Source organism: Pseudomonas sp. GGS8, from assembly GCF_024168645.1.
Lineage (GTDB): Bacteria > Pseudomonadota > Gammaproteobacteria > Pseudomonadales > Pseudomonadaceae > Aquipseudomonas.
Map to the genome: position 1 here is coordinate 4,520,050 of NZ_JALJWF010000001.1, position 18,588 is coordinate 4,538,637.

8 protein-coding genes and 1 pseudogene are annotated in these 18,588 nt (G+C 56.7%); 8 read left to right on the top strand and 1 reads right to left on the bottom strand.

Annotated features, from left to right (window positions below; translation table 11 throughout):
- The first annotated feature begins 6 nt into the window (after nucleotides 1-6).
- Entirely contained in the window at nucleotides 7-9,135 is a 9,129-nt protein-coding gene (locus tag J3D54_RS20415) for a filamentous hemagglutinin N-terminal domain-containing protein (RefSeq protein ID WP_253422125.1), read from the top strand.
- Nucleotides 9,132-9,737: a hypothetical protein gene (locus J3D54_RS20420; protein ID WP_253422127.1), complete on the top strand. Its 606-nt coding sequence runs from the start codon at nucleotides 9,132-9,134 to the stop codon at nucleotides 9,735-9,737. Before J3D54_RS20415 ends, J3D54_RS20420 begins: the two co-directional genes overlap by 4 nt.
- A 93-nt stretch (nucleotides 9,738-9,830) precedes the next feature.
- Here the strand turns inward: J3D54_RS20420 and J3D54_RS20425 are convergent, their stop codons facing one another.
- Nucleotides 9,831-11,024, bottom strand: coding sequence for an IS4 family transposase (locus J3D54_RS20425; RefSeq protein WP_253422129.1), 1,194 nt, complete (start codon nucleotides 11,022-11,024; stop codon nucleotides 9,831-9,833).
- Between the two features lie 440 nt (nucleotides 11,025-11,464).
- Here J3D54_RS20425 and J3D54_RS20430 point away from each other — a divergent pair, with 440 nt between their 5' ends.
- The 6 genes and pseudogenes from J3D54_RS20430 (at nucleotide 11,465) to J3D54_RS20455 (ending at nucleotide 18,584) form a co-directional block, all read left to right on the top strand.
- Entirely contained in the window at nucleotides 11,465-11,701 is a 237-nt protein-coding gene (locus J3D54_RS20430; RefSeq protein ID WP_253422132.1) for a hypothetical protein, read from the top strand.
- A gap of 83 nt (nucleotides 11,702-11,784) precedes the next feature.
- Nucleotides 11,785-15,240, top strand: a pseudogene (locus J3D54_RS20435) (DUF637 domain-containing protein); the annotation flags it as partial.
- Between the two features lie 4 nt (nucleotides 15,241-15,244).
- Nucleotides 15,245-15,493: a hypothetical protein gene (locus J3D54_RS20440; protein WP_155944825.1), complete on the top strand. Its 249-nt coding sequence runs from the start codon at nucleotides 15,245-15,247 to the stop codon at nucleotides 15,491-15,493.
- Between the two features lie 424 nt (nucleotides 15,494-15,917).
- The gene (locus tag J3D54_RS20445; protein ID WP_253422135.1) at nucleotides 15,918-16,562 is read left to right on the top strand and encodes an amidase; all 645 of its coding nucleotides are present in this window, start codon (nucleotides 15,918-15,920) and stop codon (nucleotides 16,560-16,562) included.
- Between the two features lie 310 nt (nucleotides 16,563-16,872).
- On the top strand, nucleotides 16,873-17,868 hold the full coding sequence (locus J3D54_RS20450; protein ID WP_253422137.1) for an isocyanide synthase family protein: 996 nt from the start codon (nucleotides 16,873-16,875) through the stop codon (nucleotides 17,866-17,868).
- Nucleotides 17,868-18,584 carry an HAD family hydrolase gene (locus tag J3D54_RS20455; protein ID WP_253426675.1) on the top strand — a complete coding sequence of 239 codons (717 nt, stop codon included), beginning with the start codon at nucleotides 17,868-17,870 and terminating at the stop codon, nucleotides 18,582-18,584. Before J3D54_RS20450 ends, J3D54_RS20455 begins: the two co-directional genes overlap by 1 nt.
- The last annotated feature ends 4 nt before the right edge of the window (nucleotides 18,585-18,588 follow it).

Consider the following 18,588-nt stretch of genomic DNA (forward strand, 5'->3'; position numbering starts at 1 on the left):
TCGATCATGGATGTTCGCCAACTGGCCTTTCTGGCCGGCCAGCCCGCTGCTGCCTTAAAAAACCGTGAGCACTTCTGGGGCATGCCCAAGCGCGGGCTGGCGTTCCTGTTGGCCAACGTCATGTTCTGGCAGCCGATGTGGGCCCAGGCCGACGGAATCGTGGTGGCCACGACCGGCACCAGTCTCGGGCAGGCGGGCAATGGCGTGCCGATCATCCAGATCGCCACCCCCAACGGCACGGGCCTGTCGCATAACCAGTTTCACGATTACAACGTCGGCACCCAGGGGGTGATCCTCAACAACGTCGCCAACCAGACCGGTGCGACGCAACTGGGCGGGATCATTGTCGGCAACCCGAACCTGACCAACGGGGTCACCGCGCAAACCATCCTCAACGAAGTGGTCGGCGGCAGTCCCAGTCAGTTGCGCGGTTACACCGAAGTGGCGGGGCAGTCGGCGCGGGTCATTGTGGCCAACCCCTACGGCATCAGCTGCAACGGCTGCGGCTTTATCAACACCCCGCGCGTGACCCTGACCACCGGCAAACCGGTGCTGGATAACGGACGTCTCGATCGCTTCCAGGTCGATCAGGGCAGCGTCACTATCGACGGCGCCGGGCTGAACGCCAACAACGTCGACCGCTTCGAAATCATCACCCGCAGCGCGAAGATCAATGCCGAGATCCAGGCCAAGAACCTGACCATCATTGCCGGTCGCAACGACGTCAACGCCGACAGCCTCAACGCTACAGCCCGTGCCGATGACGGCAGCGCCAAACCACAACTGGCGATCGACTCTTCCGCGTTGGGCGGCATGTACGCGGGGGCGATCAAACTGGTCGGCACCGAAGCCGGGGTCGGGGTGAAACTCGATGGCAACCTGGCCGCCAGCGGTGGCGATATCCAGCTCGATGCCAACGGCCATCTGAGCCTTGCGCAGACTTCTGCCACAGGCGCCGTGAACGTCAAAGCCGCGAGCCTCGACGCTCGCGGCCCGGTCTACGGCGGCACCGCCGTCAACGTGCAAACCCAAGGCAACCTGACCAACCAGCAAACCCTCGCCGCACGAGACAGCATCGCGCTGACGGCCGGCGGTGTGCTGACCAACAACGGCATCATCGAAGCCGGGGTCAATGCTGATACCAGCCGTAATGCCAATGGCGATGTGAGCCTGAGCGCGCAGAACCTTACCAACACTGGCAAAAGCGTTATCGCCAGCCGCAACCTGACGGTCAATACCGCGCAGACGTTGAATAACCAGGGCGGGACGTTAAGCGCCGGGCAAACCGCCAACATCACCGCCGCAACTCTGGACAACCAGAACAACGGTCGAGTGTTGAGCAGTAGCAACCTCAATCTCACGGCCAATCAGGTGCTCAACGGCAACGGTCTGATCACCAGTACCGGTCATCTCGACGCCACCCTCGGTCACCTGAACAACCGCACTGGCGAGCTCTCGAGTCTGGCCACTGCGACGCTGCGCATGGCCACACTGGATAACGTGGCGGGGCTGGTGAACGCCGGTCAGGCCTTGAGCATCACCGCCACGGGGGCGGTGAACAATCAGGGCGGCAAACTGACCAGCCTCGACGCCCTGAGCCTCAACGCCGAGTCGGTCGATAACAGCAGCAAGGGCCGGATCGCCAGCAACAAGGCCCTGACGGTCAGTGTCAGCAGCCTCGACCAACACGATGGCGGGCAACTCACCAGTGGCACGTCGCTGACCCTGGACCTGAATCACGGCGAGCTGAATAACCAGAACGGTTTGATCAATGCCCCGGTGCTGGTGCTGAAAAACCTCGCGCAGGTGAACAACCGCAACGGCGAAATTTCCAGTGCCCAGGCGTTTACGCTGGCGGCCGACAGCCTCGACAACAGCAACGGCAAACTGCTCGGCAATCAGGCCGTGACCCTGCGCGTGCAGCAGGCGCTGACCAGCGTCAAAGGCTTGATCGCGGCGGCAAGCGTCGATGTGCAGGCCGGTAGCCTGAACAACAACGGTGGCACCCTGACCAGTCGCGCCGGCCTCGAGCTTAAGGTTAACGGCCAGCTCGACAATCAGGACCAAGGACTGATCAACGCCACCCAAAACCTGAACGTCAACGCGGCGAGTTTGAACAACCAGAACGGCGGCTCGTTGCTCGGCAGCGCCATTGCCATCAACTTCAGCGGCGCCATGGGCGACCTGAACAACGCCAACGGCCTGATCACCACCACCGGGCAACTGAGCATCCGCAACCTGCGGGACTTGAACAACCGTGGCGGTGAACTCTCCAGTAGCCAAAGCTACACCCTGACGGGCCGCAACCTGGACAACAGCGACGGCAAACTCATCAGTCGTCAGCAACTGGACCTCACCGCCGATGTCACCACGAACCTCAATGGACTGATTTCCGGCTGGCAGAGTTTGAGCCTTCTGGGCGGCAGCCTCGACAACCGCAATCAGGGCACCTTGTCGAGCCGAGACGGTGACGTGCTGGTGGACCTCACCGGCGCTGTGCGTAACAGCAACGCCGGTGCTCTGGTCAGTAACGGCACGTTGAAGGTCACGGCGGCCAGCCTCGACAACAGCGACAACGGCATTCTTTCCAGCGCCGGTGCGCAAACCTTCGTCATTGCCGGAACACTGAATAACGCCCAGGGCGGTTTGATCGACAGCGGCGCCGCACTGGATATTCAGGCCAAAACCCTCAGCAACGCCAATGCAACCATCAATGCCCAGCAGGACATCAGCTTCACCGGCACCGATCTGAACAACAGCGCCGGTACCTTGGCCGGCAAGGGCGCGATCACCCTCGATTTGCTCGGCACCCTGACCAATACCAACGGCAAACTGGCGAGTAACGGCCCGTTGGGGATTCAGCGCGCGCGGCAGATCGACAACCAGGGTGGCCAGCTTGCAAGCCAGGGTTTGCTGAGCCTGTTGACCGGTGGCCTCGATAACCGCAATGGCGGCACTGTCGCGGCCAGTGAGTTGTTGACGATCACGGCCAGTGGCGTCGTACAGAACAGCGCCAACGGTCAGATCTTCAGCAGCGCCGCAGGCCTGACGCTCAACGCTGCCAGCCTCGATAACGCCAAGGGCACCCTGCAAAGCCAGGGCGGGCTGACGGTGGAAACCAGCGGCGCCATCGATAACCAGAGCGGGCGCATCGTCACCAAGGACGGCAACCTCGACATCACCGCCACCAGCCTCGACAGCCGTGGCGGTGTGCTCTCCAGCCTGCAAGGCGCCTTCAGCAGCCATATCACTGGTGTACTGCGCAATGGCTATGACCTGAACAATAACCGTCAGGGCGGGATCATTCAGGCCCAGAGCCTGGACCTCAAGGCACTGGCCGGCCTCGACAACTATGGCGGGCGGATCACCGCGCAAACCGGTGATGCCATCGTCGACACCGGCACCAACGGCAACTTCGACAACCGCAATGGCGGCCTCTACGCCAAGGGCCGGGTCAGCGTCACCGGTAAAGACTTCGACAACAGCGGCGACAACGACGGGCAGATCGGCGGGCAACAGATCGACCTGAGCCTGCGCGGCGCATTGAACAACCGCTTGGGCATCATCGAAAGCGAAAGCACACTGACCATCACCGCCGCCAGCCTCGACAACCAGACCGGCCAACTGCGCGCATTGGGCAGCACTGGCAAAACCGCCTTCACCATCGGTGGCGTGTTCGACAACCGCAACGGCACCGTGGAATCCGCCAACAACGACCTGAGCCTCGGCGCCGGTGGTTTGCTGAACGTCGGCGGCAACGTGCTGCACGTCGGCACTGGCCTCTTCGACATTGCCACCGGACAACTGGGTGGTGCCGGCGGCAGCTTCGTCACCCGCGGTGGCCTGACCCTGACCGCTGACGGCTGGACCAACAGCAGCGTGATCCAGGCTGATCGCCTGACCGTCAATATCAACAGCCTCAACCAGACTGCCAATGGTCAGCTCTTGGCTGTCAGCCAACTGACTGGCAGCGGCGGCAACTGGAACAACGATGGCCTGATCGCCAGTGACGGCAACTTGAAGATCGACCTTGGCGGTACTTATTCGGGAAGCGGTCGGCTCAGCAGCCGGGGAACGCTCGGCCTGAGCGCCGCACAACTGAACCTCAACGCGGCCGCCAGCATTGCCGGTGGAGGGGACACCACCGTGTCGGTGGGTGGCCAACTGAACAATGCCGGGCGCTTGACGTCGGCTGCCAACCTGACCGTGAACGCCGGCGGGATCAACAACTTCGGGACGCTGGCCAGCGCTCAACAACTGACCGCCACCACCGGCTCGCTGGTCAATGATCGCGGGCTGATCTTCAGCGGCGGCAACATGGGCCTGCGGGTCAATGCGCTGAACAACAGCTACGCCAACATCTACAGCCTGGGCAACCTCACGATTGACCGTAACGGACAAGGCGCCCAGGCCGACAGCATCGTCAACAGTTCTGCGTCGATTCAAAGCGACGGCAGCATGAGCCTGGCGGCAAGCACGATACAAAACATCCGTGCGCTGTTGACCATCAGTAATGGCGGTATCTACACCGCCAGGATTGATGAGGGTGCGTGCAACCGGCCGCATTACCACAATGACTGCGGCGGTCCCGTGGTAACTCATACCTGGGAAATCACCCAGCGTGAAAAACTGGAAGTGACCGCCGCCAGTGCGGCGTCCAGCATCACCGCTGGCGGTAATCTGAACATCAACGGCGGCGAGCTGTTTAACCAGAGCAGCACCATCGCCACCAGCGGCAACCTCACCGCTACGCTGAACAACCTGACCAACACCGGCGTAGAGACCAACGATACCGAAACGGTGAGGGTGTACCGCAGCGAACGGACCGACGACGCCGGCGGCTTGGTTGATGCCGCCAGCGCCTTCACCGATCAGTACTGGTTTGCCAGCAGCGGTTATGACGCCAACCACCTCACCGGCCTGGAAGCGGCAATGGCCCACTTCATCGGCGCCACCGAAGTCGAGATGCCCGAGTTTCGCCAGGTCACCCAGTTGGCCACCGGCGATCAGAGCTATGCCGCCATTATCCAGGCCGCCGGTGCGGTCAATATCAACGCTCAGAACAACATCGACAACAGCGTCGTTCGCCCTGGCTACACCTACGTGGGCAGTGGCCCCCGCACGGGCACCAGTGCTTCGGGCAGCCAGTTCTCCACGCGCATCACCCTGAACCAACAACTACCACCGGACCTGGCGCAACAGCAGGTTAACCCGGTGAGTCTGCCCGGCTTCAGCCTGCCCTCCGGACAGAACGGCCTGTTCCGTTTGAGTCAGGAAGGCAGCACCAACCCGAACGGCACCGGCCCACAAAGCTGGAGCCTCACCGGCGCCACTGTCACCGCGTCCACCAGTGCGCCAGTCACCCTCAACCGCGTGCAAGGCTTGCCGAGCAATGCCGGCAAATCCCAACCGCACAAATACCTGATCGAAACCAACCCGGTACTCACCGACCTCAAGCAATTCATGAGCTCGGATTACCTGTTGTCGAACCTGGGCTACGACCCCGACCAAAGTGCCAAGCGTCTGGGCGATGGTCTTTATGAACAACGCCTGATCCAGCAAGCCGTGGTTGCCCGCACCGGCCAGCGCTTCATCGATGGCCAGACCTCCGACGAGGGCCTGTTCAAGTACCTGATGAATAACGCCATCGCCAGTAAGACGGAGCTCAACCTGTCGCTGGGCGTCAGCCTGACCTCCGAACAAGTCGCGGCCCTGACCCACGACATTGTCTGGATGGAAAATGCCGAAGTGAACGGCGAGCAAGTGCTGGTGCCGGTGCTGTACCTGGCCAACGCCAACAATCGCCTGGCCGCCAACGGTGCCCTGATCCAGGGCCGCGACGTGACCCTGATCGCCGGCAAAGACCTGAATAATGCTGGCACCTTGCGCGCTTCCAACAACCTGTCGGCGACGGCCTCCAACGACCTGGTCAACAGCGGCCTGATCGAGACCGGCAATCGCCTCGACCTGCTGGCCACCAACAACCTGACCAACAAGGCCGGCGGCATCATCGCCGGCCGTGATGTCTCGCTGACCGCCACCCGGGGCGACGTGATCAACGAGCGCACCGTCACCACTCATGAAAGCGCTAGCGGTTATCGCAGCGAGCGCACGGACTTCGCCGACAGCGCCGCACGCATCGAGGCGGCCAACGACCTCACCGTGAAGGCGGGGCAAGACATCAACATTGTCGGTGGTGTCATGCAAAGCGGTCGTGACATGAGCCTGAATGCAGGACGAGACCTCAACGTGTCTTCGGCGCAGGTCACCAACAGTGTGTTCAAGGACAGCAACCACAACAGCAGTGACATCACTCAATTGGGCGCCCAGATCAGCGCCGGACGTGATCTGTCGGCCGATGCCAAGCGTGATATCAACGTCAGCGCCAGCCAGATCGATGCCAAGCGCGACATCGCTATGGCGGCGGTCGACAACCTGACCATCAGCTCGGCAGCGGATGAAGAGCACTCCCTGTCCAAGAGCAAAAAACTCACGGTTCAGGAAGACCACGTCAGCCAGGTCATGTCGGGTGTCACGGCGGGTGGCAACGTGAAGTTGGATGCCGGTAAGGATCTCGCGGTTATCTCCAGCCGCATTACCGCAGGCGATGAGGCGTACCTGGTGGCGGGTGACAACCTCGATATTCTTGCGGCGAAAGACAGCGACTACTCGCTGTATGACATGAAGAAAAAGGGCTCCTTCGGCGCGAAGAAAACCCAGCGCGATGAAGTGACCGATGTGAAATACATCGGCAGTGAAATTACCACCGGGGGCAACCTGACCTTGGTCAGTGGTGGGGATCAGCGGTATCAGGTGGCGAAGCTGGAGAGTGGCAAGGACATCACGCTTGACAGTGGTGGGGCGATTGTTTTTGAAGGGGTGAAAGACCTGCATGACGAGAGCCATACCAAGAGTGATGGAGACGCCTTTTGGACCTCATCGAAAGGCAAGGGCAATACCGACGAGACACTGCGCCAGACCCAGATGATTGCCAAAGGCAACATCACGATCAAGGCCGTCGAAGGTCTGCGAATCGACCTCAAAGAGGTGAATCAGCAAAGCGTCAGCCAGACCATTGATGCGATGGTCCAGGCCGATCCGCAACTGGCATGGCTGAAGCAAGCCGAAGCACGGGGTGATGTGGACTGGAGGCAGGTCAAGGAGATTCATGAGTCGTTCAAGTACAGCAACTCGGGACTAGGGCCGGCTTCGCAGCTGATCATTGCGATTGCACTGGCTGCCGTCATGGGGCCGATGATGGCCAGCATGAACGCGATGATGCAGGCGGGCGCCTTGAGCGTGGCGACCAAGGCCACCGTCAGCACCATCGACAACCGCGGCAATCTTGGCAAGGTCATCAAGGACGTTACCTCGAAAGACAGTATCAAAGGTTACGTCGTAGCCGTTGCCACGGCGGGCGTCACTCAGGGCCTCAAGTACGATCCAGGCAAGATTGGCTTCGATGCCAATAGCCTGAACACCGTGGCGATCAAGGTGACCGCCGATGCGGTGATCAAGACGGCAGTCTACGGAGGAAGCTTCAAGGACAATCTGGCCAGTTCGGCTGTCAGCGTAGCCGCCAGTATTGGTGGCGCGGTCGGCGCCGGGAAAATTGGCGATCTGCCCCTGCCAGAGGGCGGTTTGGAAAAAATCCTGCTGCATGCGGGTTTGGGTGGCTTGCTGGCTGAAGCGATGGGCGGTGATTTCCGCACCGGAGCGCTGGCAGGTGGCGCCAACGAAGTGTTGGTCGGATTGCTGGGCGACAAACTTTTACCCTCAAACCTTGTTCCGGGTTCTGCGGAGTACAACCAGGCCCAGGCCAATATTCTCGCGCTATCGCAAATTGTCGGTGTGCTAGGTGCGGCAGCTTCGGGTGGGGATGTCGGGGTTGGTGCTGCGGTGGCGGCGAATGCTACGCAGTACAACTTCTTGGGCGATCACGCCGAAGCCAAACGTGATCGAGCACGTGAAGAGTTCAAGGAAACAAATGGTATCGGGGCCGCCAGACAATTGGTGGAATTGGAGGGCGCTGATCAACGAAGCGACAACCTTCTTGCGAAGTATCGACTGGACAAAAGCTCGCTCTCGGCTGCGGAACTTGCGGAGCTAAATGCGTATGTGCAGGTTTACACATACGATATGGCGCTCAAATACGGTGAGGATGTAGCTCGTACCCTTGCGAATGCTTTGATCCAGAATGGTCCTGATTCCGTTGGCATTTACCCCTATGCCGGGACCACCGAGGCAAAAAACGCCTTCGCCGACGCGTTGCGAGCACAGCTGGGAGGCTGGGGCGAGCAGTTGGCTTGGATCAGGCCAAAAAGTGAAAACGAGCTGGTCTATAAAGACGCCCAAGGCTATTTGCAGATTAACAACGAGCAACAGGGCCTTTCGAACCTCGGTAGTCCGGCGTTGTACGGCCTTACCGGCTCATTGGGGGCTGGTATACGAATCGCGGCAGCGGCCAATGGTGTCCTCCAGGCGGCTTATGGTGCGGATCAGGCGTTTAATGGTGATCTCTGGAACGCTGCTGGAAACATTGTGGTGGGGGCTCTGGGCGTAGCCAGCGTCAGAATCCCCAGTACAAGGTCACCGAATTCATCAGGTGTCAATACTGCACCGGTTTCAAGCCCATATTGGAATAGCTCGCTTGTGTCTGGTGAGTCGGTTGGGCTGTTTGATAGAACCGTGCTGCATGTCCCTGTAAATGATCAATTCTCTGCACGTGCAACTCAGGAGTTGCTGGATGCCATCAATGCATTTCCTAGTAATACCCAAGCGTCTAAAGTCGCTACAATGATCGGTGCTTATGACCCGGTATCAGGAAAAATAGCTGTGGGGAGCAGCAATGGGAAAATTACTGCTGAAACTCTGGATGTGCGCACAGTTAATTATATAGAGAATCAACTAGGTGTTAAAATTGGCGATCTCACTAGTTTGTGTCGAAACGCGGCAGGCGCATGCGCTGAGGTAGCAGCTGTTGACAAGCTGGTAAGGTTGGGAGTAAATCCGGCAGGTGTAAAATTTACGGATGCTTTGCGTCCAAAGACAGTCAGAGAGGAAGGGGGAATCACCCCGAAAGCGATTATTGATACCTGTCCGAACTGCAAGGTTGTCTGGCCGGAGAAGAAATGATGACACTGAATAAGTACTGGAAGCCCGGGTTTGGCGAACTGATTACTTGGTTTGCAATGGATAAAAACGGAGCTATTGCAGTTATGGTGAATAACTGCTTTGGGGGGCTCCCAGCTATACTTTTAGAAGTTTCCGATGTAGATGAAAAACTCGATAGCTTTAATGAGTTTATGTGGGGGGAATCCGCTGAGTTTGATGAGGGCTCGGAAAATAAAAAAGGGCAGACGATACTGGGTTTTTATTCAGCCTATGCTTATAGGCATACTTCATCTCGGCGAGAGGTTGAAGAATGGGTTGCCAACAGATCATTATTTAGTGGAAGGTTGACGGAGTATAGTCTGCCATCAATTAAAGGTTTTTACGTTTTTCATGGTGTAGAAGGAAGTGTGTCAGGTGAGGATTTTCCTGTTGGGTATGATGGGGGGACTGTAATGGGTGACTACTTTCGATACTTGATGCCCACTGTATTTGCTAGGGTGGAGGATATTCCCGTTGAGCTCAGAGGCTTGATTGCGGTATCCGATTCTTTGGAGTTTTCCAAAAGCTCTGTCATTTTTAATGAGGAAATTGATCACTTATTTACCCATCTTTATGGGGGGTAGGTGGTGGTTTTTGTGGAGAGTGTTTACGGGGACAGACCTTGTGAAAACGAAAGGGGCGAAAACGGGGGCAGACCCTGAGGGATCCCCACAAATCTACTCCAGCGCCTGCGCCTGTTGATGTACCTCGGCTCGCAACGCGCGCTCAAGTCTCTCCAAGGTTTTTCGAGAGCTTGGGCCGCGTCCATTGCGCCAGTATTCCAAACCCAGCCGCCACAGCGACAACACCCGTCGGCGTTTCAGGCTATTGCTTTGAAAGCGATGTTCATGACCCGCTTCACGGGCCTGCAACCCCGTTAAACAAATGATGTAGTTAGCCAAAGCTGAGATCAGTAAAAGCACTTCGATTCGGCGCGGGCAGTGACTCCGATGGCGAGCCACGCCAACTCCAAAGTGCTCGCTTTTTACATCCCTGACGCCTTCTTCTATCCGCATACGCTGCTTGTAAATGGCCACGATTCTCGATGGATTCCATTGATCCTCCGGCAGGTTGCTGGCCAATAACCAAGGCTCTCGTTCACTATTAGCCGATTGTCTGCTGAGTTTGTTTTTAGCGATTGAACCGGTGACACGCTGGTGTTTACGACCCTTTGCCGAATGCCTGACGCAGTACAAATGGATGAAGTGCGGAGCGCTTTGGGTCATCTCGATCTGACCCAGTGATTTCGGTGAGGACGACGCCAGGGCGTAGAGGTTTTTAACCGGCAGCCAAGTGTGTGCGTCGTTGCGGTAAAGGTCCCGGTTACGCACTCGCCCCACGTAATACCAACCTTGCGCCTCGACGGCTTTGATCCATGGCCGGCGAAAACCCGCATCAGCGACAAGGATCGGAACGCAGTCTTTGGGGAGCATTTCGGCCAAGGTTTGCAACAACCGTTTTTGATATTTCGGACAACCCTCGCGTTCATGAACACTCTCGTAAATGGGGAACGAACGTCCTGCCAAAGGAATGGCAGCGCGCAACAAAAAGAACTCTCCAGCCGCATCGATCGGCGACCAATCGACCAGGATCAACGGATGTCTCAGCGACCCCAGCAAGGCTCGCAACATGACCCAGTAAAACAGCGAGCGCTCGGTTTGCAGATGCCGATTACCCAGCAACCGATCTACTCGTTTGATGGCGTGTTTGGGGTAAGCCTTGCCTGACATGAATCGACCAAGCCCCGTCAGAGTGAGCCGACGTCCTTGGAGTAATGCGCTGACACAACACATCAATGTTTTCAGACGACGAGAATGGACAGTGGGAAGTGCTTGGGCGAGCGCACTGTGTAAGAATCGGATGGCCTGCATGGGTTCGGGATCTTGTTTTTGTGTGGTGCAATACAAGCTGCCGACCTATGCAGGTCTCTACAATTCCCAACTTCTTGATTTCTCGTAGGAAAAAGCGGGGATTTCTCAGGGGCAGACCACATTTATCGAGGGCTGGATAATGCTCCTTCAATTTAATCGTGGTCTGTCCCCGTTTTCCGTAAATGTGGTCTGTCCTTAATTTTTCTTTAAGGATCATGTGAAACGTGATGGAAGTGTAAGTCGTTTTGATCCAGATACCGGTATCGCTGAAGCATGGTCGAGATTTAAAAAAGGAACCTACAAGGCAGAAAGCGTCCAGCTGTTTAAGTATGAATATTTTGAATCTAGATTTGAAGGTGTTTTTAGGGCTGACTATGGTGCTTCTCATGATAAAACACAGATTCGGTACCCAGGTCCACTAGGTAACTGGGAAGGGTAAAATGGCATTTTATATAGAAATGGATAAGGTTGTAGAAGCTGAAGAGTATGTTGAGTACACGTTTGGCCGGAATTTGGAGGTTGGGATAATTCGATTGGGGAAAAATGATGAAACTATTCATGTATTGAAAGAGTGTCCCCTGGATGTAAATGGGGAATGGTCGAAAAGAGCTGCTATGAAGCTAATTCGTCTTTGGAAAAGTGGAAGTTTTCCTGAGAAAACTCAGTGGGCTTCTTGACGAAAGGATAAACGGGGACAGACCACGTTTATCGAGGGTGGGATACTGCTCCTTCAATTTATTTGTGGTCTGTCCCCGATTTCCTGAACCAACAACTACCACCGGACCTGGCGCAACAGCAGGTTAACCCGGTGAGTCTGCCCGGCTTCAGCCTGCCCTCCGGACAGAACGGCCTGTTCCGTTTGAGTCAGGAAGGCAGCACCAACCCGAACGGCACCGGCCCACAAAGCTGGAGCCTCACCGGCGCCACTGTCACCGCGTCCACCAGTGCGCCAGTCACCCTCAACCGCGTGCAAGGCTTGCCGAGCAATGCCGGCAAATCCCAACCGCACAAATACCTGATCGAAACCAACCCGGTACTCACCGACCTCAAGCAATTCATGAGCTCGGATTACCTGTTGTCGAACCTGGGCTACGACCCCGACCAAAGTGCCAAGCGTCTGGGCGATGGTCTTTATGAACAACGCCTGATCCAGCAAGCCGTGGTTGCCCGCACCGGCCAGCGCTTCATCGATGGCCAGACCTCCGACGAGGGCCTGTTCAAGTACCTGATGAATAACGCCATCGCCAGTAAGACGGAGCTCAACCTGTCGCTGGGCGTCAGCCTGACCTCCGAACAAGTCGCGGCCCTGACCCACGACATTGTCTGGATGGAAAATGCCGAAGTGAACGGCGAGCAAGTGCTGGTGCCGGTGCTGTACCTGGCCAACGCCAACAATCGCCTGGCCGCCAACGGTGCCCTGATCCAGGGCCGCGACGTGACCCTGATCGCCGGCAAAGACCTGAATAATGCTGGCACCTTGCGCGCTTCCAACAACCTGTCGGCGACGGCCTCCAACGACCTGGTCAACAGCGGCCTGATCGAGACCGGCAATCGCCTCGACCTGCTGGCCACCAACAACCTGACCAACAAGGCCGGCGGCATCATCGCCGGCCGTGATGTCTCGCTGACCGCCACCCGGGGCGACGTGATCAACGAGCGCACCGTCACCACTCATGAAAGCGCTAGCGGTTATCGCAGCGAGCGCACGGACTTCGCCGACAGCGCCGCACGCATCGAGGCGGCCAACGACCTCACCGTGAAGGCGGGGCAAGACATCAACATTGTCGGTGGTGTCATGCAAAGCGGTCGTGACATGAGCCTGAATGCAGGACGAGACCTCAACGTGTCTTCGGCGCAGGTCACCAACAGTGTGTTCAAGGACAGCAACCACAACAGCAGTGACATCACTCAATTGGGCGCCCAGATCAGCGCCGGACGTGATCTGTCGGCCGATGCCAAGCGTGATATCAACGTCAGCGCCAGCCAGATCGATGCCAAGCGCGACATCGCTATGGCGGCGGTCGACAACCTGACCATCAGCTCGGCAGCGGATGAAGAGCACTCCCTGTCCAAGAGCAAAAAACTCACGGTTCAGGAAGACCACGTCAGCCAGGTCATGTCGGGTGTCACGGCGGGTGGCAACGTGAAGTTGGATGCCGGTAAGGATCTCGCGGTTATCTCCAGCCGCATTACCGCAGGCGATGAGGCGTACCTGGTGGCGGGTGACAACCTCGATATTCTTGCGGCGAAAGACAGCGACTACTCGCTGTATGACATGAAGAAAAAGGGCTCCTTCGGCGCGAAGAAAACCCAGCGCGATGAAGTGACCGATGTGAAATACATCGGCAGTGAAATTACCACCGGGGGCAACCTGACCTTGGTCAGTGGTGGGGATCAGCGGTATCAGGTGGCGAAGCTGGAGAGTGGCAAGGACATCACGCTTGACAGTGGTGGGGCGATTGTTTTTGAAGGGGTGAAAGACCTGCATGACGAGAGCCATACCAAGAGTGATGGAGACGCCTTTTGGACCTCATCGAAAGGCAAGGGCAATACCGACGAGACACTGCGCCAGACCCAGATGATTGCCAAAGGCAACATCACGATCAAGGCCGTCGAAGGTCTGCGAATCGACCTCAAAGAGGTGAATCAGCAAAGCGTCAGCCAGACCATTGATGCGATGGTCCAGGCCGATCCGCAACTGGCATGGCTGAAGCAAGCCGAAGCACGGGGTGATGTGGACTGGAGGCAGGTCAAGGAGATTCACGAGAGCTTCAAGTACGACAACTCTGGGCTTGGGGCCGGGGCGAAGATCGCCATTGCCATCTTGATGTCTTTCATCATGGGCCCGGCGGGGCTAGGTCTGGTGGGCGGTGGCGCCGGGGGCGTTTTTGTCACCAGCCTGGCGACCACCGCTGTTACCAGCACCATCAGCAACAAAGGCAATCTGGGCGCGGCGTTCAAAGAAACATTTAGCGCTGACAGCCTGAAAAGTGCCGCCATTGCTGGGTTCACTGCGGGCATGCTCGATTACGCGGACACTAATTGGTTTGCCGGGGCGGCGGAAGGTGCAAAGTCCGCGAACATTCTTACCAGCACCAATTTCACCGACATTGCGACACGAGTAGCTGGCCGTGCGGTGATTTCCAGCAGCATCTCAACCGCGATTGGTGGCGGCAACTTTGGCGATAACCTCGGTGCGGCGCTGTTGGGCGAAGCTGGCAATGTGGCCATGGCGACCGGGTTTAACTGGATTGGCGACATTACGATCAAGTTCCCGGAAGGCAGTCTTGAGAAAGTCGTTGCTCATGCGTTGATGGGCGGCTTGCTATCGAAGGCGATGGGGGGCGATTTTGCCACCGGCGCAGCGGCTGCAGGGCTCAACGAAGCGATGATGAATCAGCTGAAAAGTCTTGCGAATGGCAATGATCAGTTGCAAGTAATGATGTCGCAGCTGACGGGGCTTGTGGCCGCTGCGGCGGTGGATGGGGATCTTCAGCATGGAGCCAGCATTGCGGGGAATGCCACGACCTACAACTATCTCTATCACCGCGAGGTGAAAGAAATGCTGGCGGAAATGGACAGCAAGGAGACCGAGGAAGAGAAGCGAGCTGTAAGAGATCGATACGCCGCCCTCGACAGCCAACGAGAGGCGGAGCGTGAAGAGCTTTGCAAGCGATCCCCCCAAATCTGTCAAACAATTGCACATGGTCTGGTGGATGACGATCAGAAACTGACTGCGCTGATTGAGCAGCTGAGAACTGAAGGTAAAGGGGGGGCAGCTTTCTACGTAGGTCATATACAGGAGGGGAATCTAAGCTCAGCAGGGTCCATGGCGGCTGATGTGAGTTCTTTGAACGGTAGCGCCCTGACTAGGGTTGCTGCAGATTTTGTAAAAATGGGCATCGGAATTATTCCTGGTCTAGGAGCTGGAAAGGGAGCAACTACACCGAAAGAGATTGGGACCATTACGACAAGAACAACAAAAAATGAAACCCGTCTAGGTGGTCAACCGGGGGAGCCTGGTGTAAAAATAGTATTCAAGGATGGCACCGAGTTTGATATGACGCGAACTAGAGTTAAGGAAACAGAGAGTAATCCTTATGTTCCAGGTCGCACTAGACCAGTAAAATTTGACGATGCTGTTAATAAACAAGGTGATAAGCGAGCTCCGACTAAAGCGGAGTTAGAGTGGTTTGATAGTATTAAATGGGACTGATGAGATGATTGACTCAAAAACTGGTGAGCGAATTTTGGTCCAAATGGATGAGGTATATGGTCCTTATATTCGCGTGTCAACATTTCAAGATGGTGGCGCCTTGGAAGAAGTTTTGGATGAGATTTATTATGTGCTTTATTGGAAGGGAACCCCTGAGGATCTCAAAGATTTTGGCGGTAATGAATACTACTTTGGTGGTGCTGCTGATCCGGTAAAGTTGCAAGCTATTCTCGATGCTATTGAATTTCACTGACGGCGGATGTCCGTAACGGAGAGGATTTATTTTGCTAGGGGGGCACCGTGAGGGTGGGAAAAAGAAGAAAAGGGGAAAGAAAAGGGGCCGCCCATTAGCCGGTCTCAAGTCAAAGAGAAAAGGGGACGGATTTATTTGTTTGCTAGAACAAAACGATTTTGCTCTAGTTACAGTGGATGCAGGTTTATTATGTAAAGTCTGATGGGGGATGGGGATGCCCATTAGCCGGTCTTACGTCAATATCCAAAGCCTACCCGACCTGCTTTTTAACGGCTGTCCCGTCCTGAATATGGTTACACCTTCTGATCTATTTTCAGGAGGGCGTAATGGAAGCAGGTGAATAAATTTGTATACCCCATATGAAACAGGGGGCAGAAAATAAATCTGTCCCGAATGGCAGTCAAATTCGTACAAGAGTCAAAACATGCACCTCAAGAAAAAAACGCTCATCATCGCCTTCTCTCTACTCACCGCCTGCAGCATCAAACCACTGGAACCCTACATCGAACCCGCGTCGGACGTTCCGACGGCGAAGCTTCGGGTGATTACCAATGGTTATGTGCGTGGCAATGCATACACGGGGTGTAGCGCGGATACCAAGGTGTTGGCGAAGGCGGGTCGTTTTTTCGGTGAGCATCAGCCTAGCGTGAACTACCCACAGATGCCTCTCGCGCCACAGCAACTGAATATGGTTACGCGCTTCGCACCGAAAATGCCGGAGTATCTGGGGGCGACGAGAATGGCTGAGGGTGCCTACACCGAGATGGCCCCTGAATACCTTGTCCCGGCGGGTAAGCCTTTTTTGTTGGAACGTTTGAAGCTTTTCGCTGGCAGTTACGGCAGTACGTACCAGTCCTGCCCCGAAGCCACGCGGCTTTTTGTCTTTGAAGAAAACAAGAGCTATGAAGCCTATATCGGCCTTGTTTATCGGCCCACCGCTGAGGGCAACGGACAGGCAATATGTGCGTTTAGTGTGTATGAGGTGGTCCCGTCCGGGAAATCTAGTCGTCCATTGTCGAACGTACTCAATTTTGAGCCTCCCGCTGATTCTAACTGTGGCCGGCACTGACCAGATTGTCAGGCTAACGAGAAAAGGGGACGGTGTCCCATCCTGAACAAGGTTTACACCTTCCGATCTATTTTTCAGGAGAGCGTAATGGAATCAGGACCAGACACACTTGTGTGGCCGCAGTATGGCCTTGCCAGCCTGGACGTTGCATGAGCCTGTGTGAGGGTTTTTCGGTGATTTTGGTGCCGTAATATTCCGGATTGCCACGATTGACAGTCCTCACGACTTGTAGGAATTTAGCCGCCCGCAGGTAAGGGATATCTGCCGATGGCCACAAGATGGCCGTTGTTCACCACACAAAGGATTGTCTATGCAAGGTTCAAACACCGTCGCTCAACAGGTGTGCGGTCAGCTGGTGCACGAGCATCAACACACCTCACACATGAACATTGCCGAGCAAATCCTTGAATGCCTGTTTCGCCGTCGTAGCCTCGCCCCGGGGCAGGATCACGAACTGTCGTCGCAGGTGCTGGAACCCCATCTGACCAAGGTCATGCAGGCGGTCGAGAGTGGTCGCAAGATTGAAATGGTCTTGCCAGCCTTTCCCGGCAAGTCGCCCAGCCGCAAGAAAACCCTGAGTCATCTGCCCGATCTTGCTGAGCATCATGCTATCGATGAGTTAAACCGCCTGTGCACAGAGATCCAGGAGATCTACACACCGGGCGCGCTGATTCATATTTGTTCCGATGGCTATGTGTTCTCTGACTTGGTGCATGTTCCCGATGCGGACGTTAAGGCCTACACCGACGCTATCCAGGACTACGCCGAACAGCACTATCCCGGCACGTTCGCCCATTTCGACCTCAGGGATGCCTATCCTCCGCTTGATTGTCTGGACGCCATGCGTGAGGAGATGATGATCGAGCACGGCCAGTCATTGGTCTTGTTGCAGCAGCGCTTCAAGAATGATCCGCACATGATGTTGATGTACTGCGGCATCCATCGCTTTCTCTCCGAGGATTACTCGGGACTGAAAGTATTCGCTGGCATGAGCCTCAACGCAGTGAAGAAGGTCGCCAAACCGGCCTCGCAGCGGGTGATCCAGCGCAGTGAAGCCTGGGGTGCGCTGTTGCAGGCGCGCTACCCGCATTGCTTGCGCCTGTCGATTCACCCGCAACTGGCGGTCTCGACGAAGATCGGTATCCGGTTGGTGCCAACCAGTGATCTGTGGCGTACGCCCTGGCATTCGGTGGCCATCAAGCGGCGGGGTGTGGTCACCCTCGAAAAACGCAGCAATGTCGATGAGCGCTACCACCGTCTGGTGTTCCGCAAGGGGCGTCCTTGTCACTACGCCAGTGCTCAATGATGACGTCTCGGTTGCGGGTCGAAGCCGTACTCTTCGATTTGGATGGGACCCTGGTCGATACCTTGCCTGACATCACCTGGTGCTTGAACCAAGTGCTGTTCGAACACGGTTGCCCGGCGCTGACCGCGCAAACAGTGCGCGGTCACATCGGCGGCGGCACCACGGCGATGATCGAGCGAGTTGCCACGCAGTTTGGTGTCGCTGATGCGCTCGCCATGCACCAGCGCTATGTAGCGCTCTACCAAAACAACCTGGTTCAATTTTCCCGGCCATTCAGCGGCGTATTGGAATTGCTCGAAGGCTGTCGCCAGTTGGAAGTGCCGCTAGCTATCGTCACCAACAAGGCTGACAAAATGGCCCGGCAAGTCGCCGATGCACTGCTTCCACAGAATACCTTCGGGACGATTCTGGGGCATCGCGCGGGCAGGGCGCTCAAGCCTCAGCCGGATGTGGCATGGGAAGCCGCCCGGCGATTGTCGGCTGATCCGCACCACTGCTTGTTCGTCGGTGACACCGAGATCGACCTGCAAACCGCGCGTGCCGCAGGCATGCACTCGGCGGCGGTCACTTGGGGGTATGGCATGCCCTCTACATTGCAGGCCCAGGCCCCGAACTTCTGCTGTGAACACCCGGCCGAATTGCTGCGCATTTTGCAGCAAGCCTGCGGGGCTGCGCATGCATTCACCGAGCATGGCGACACCGTTAAATCCTATTGATACA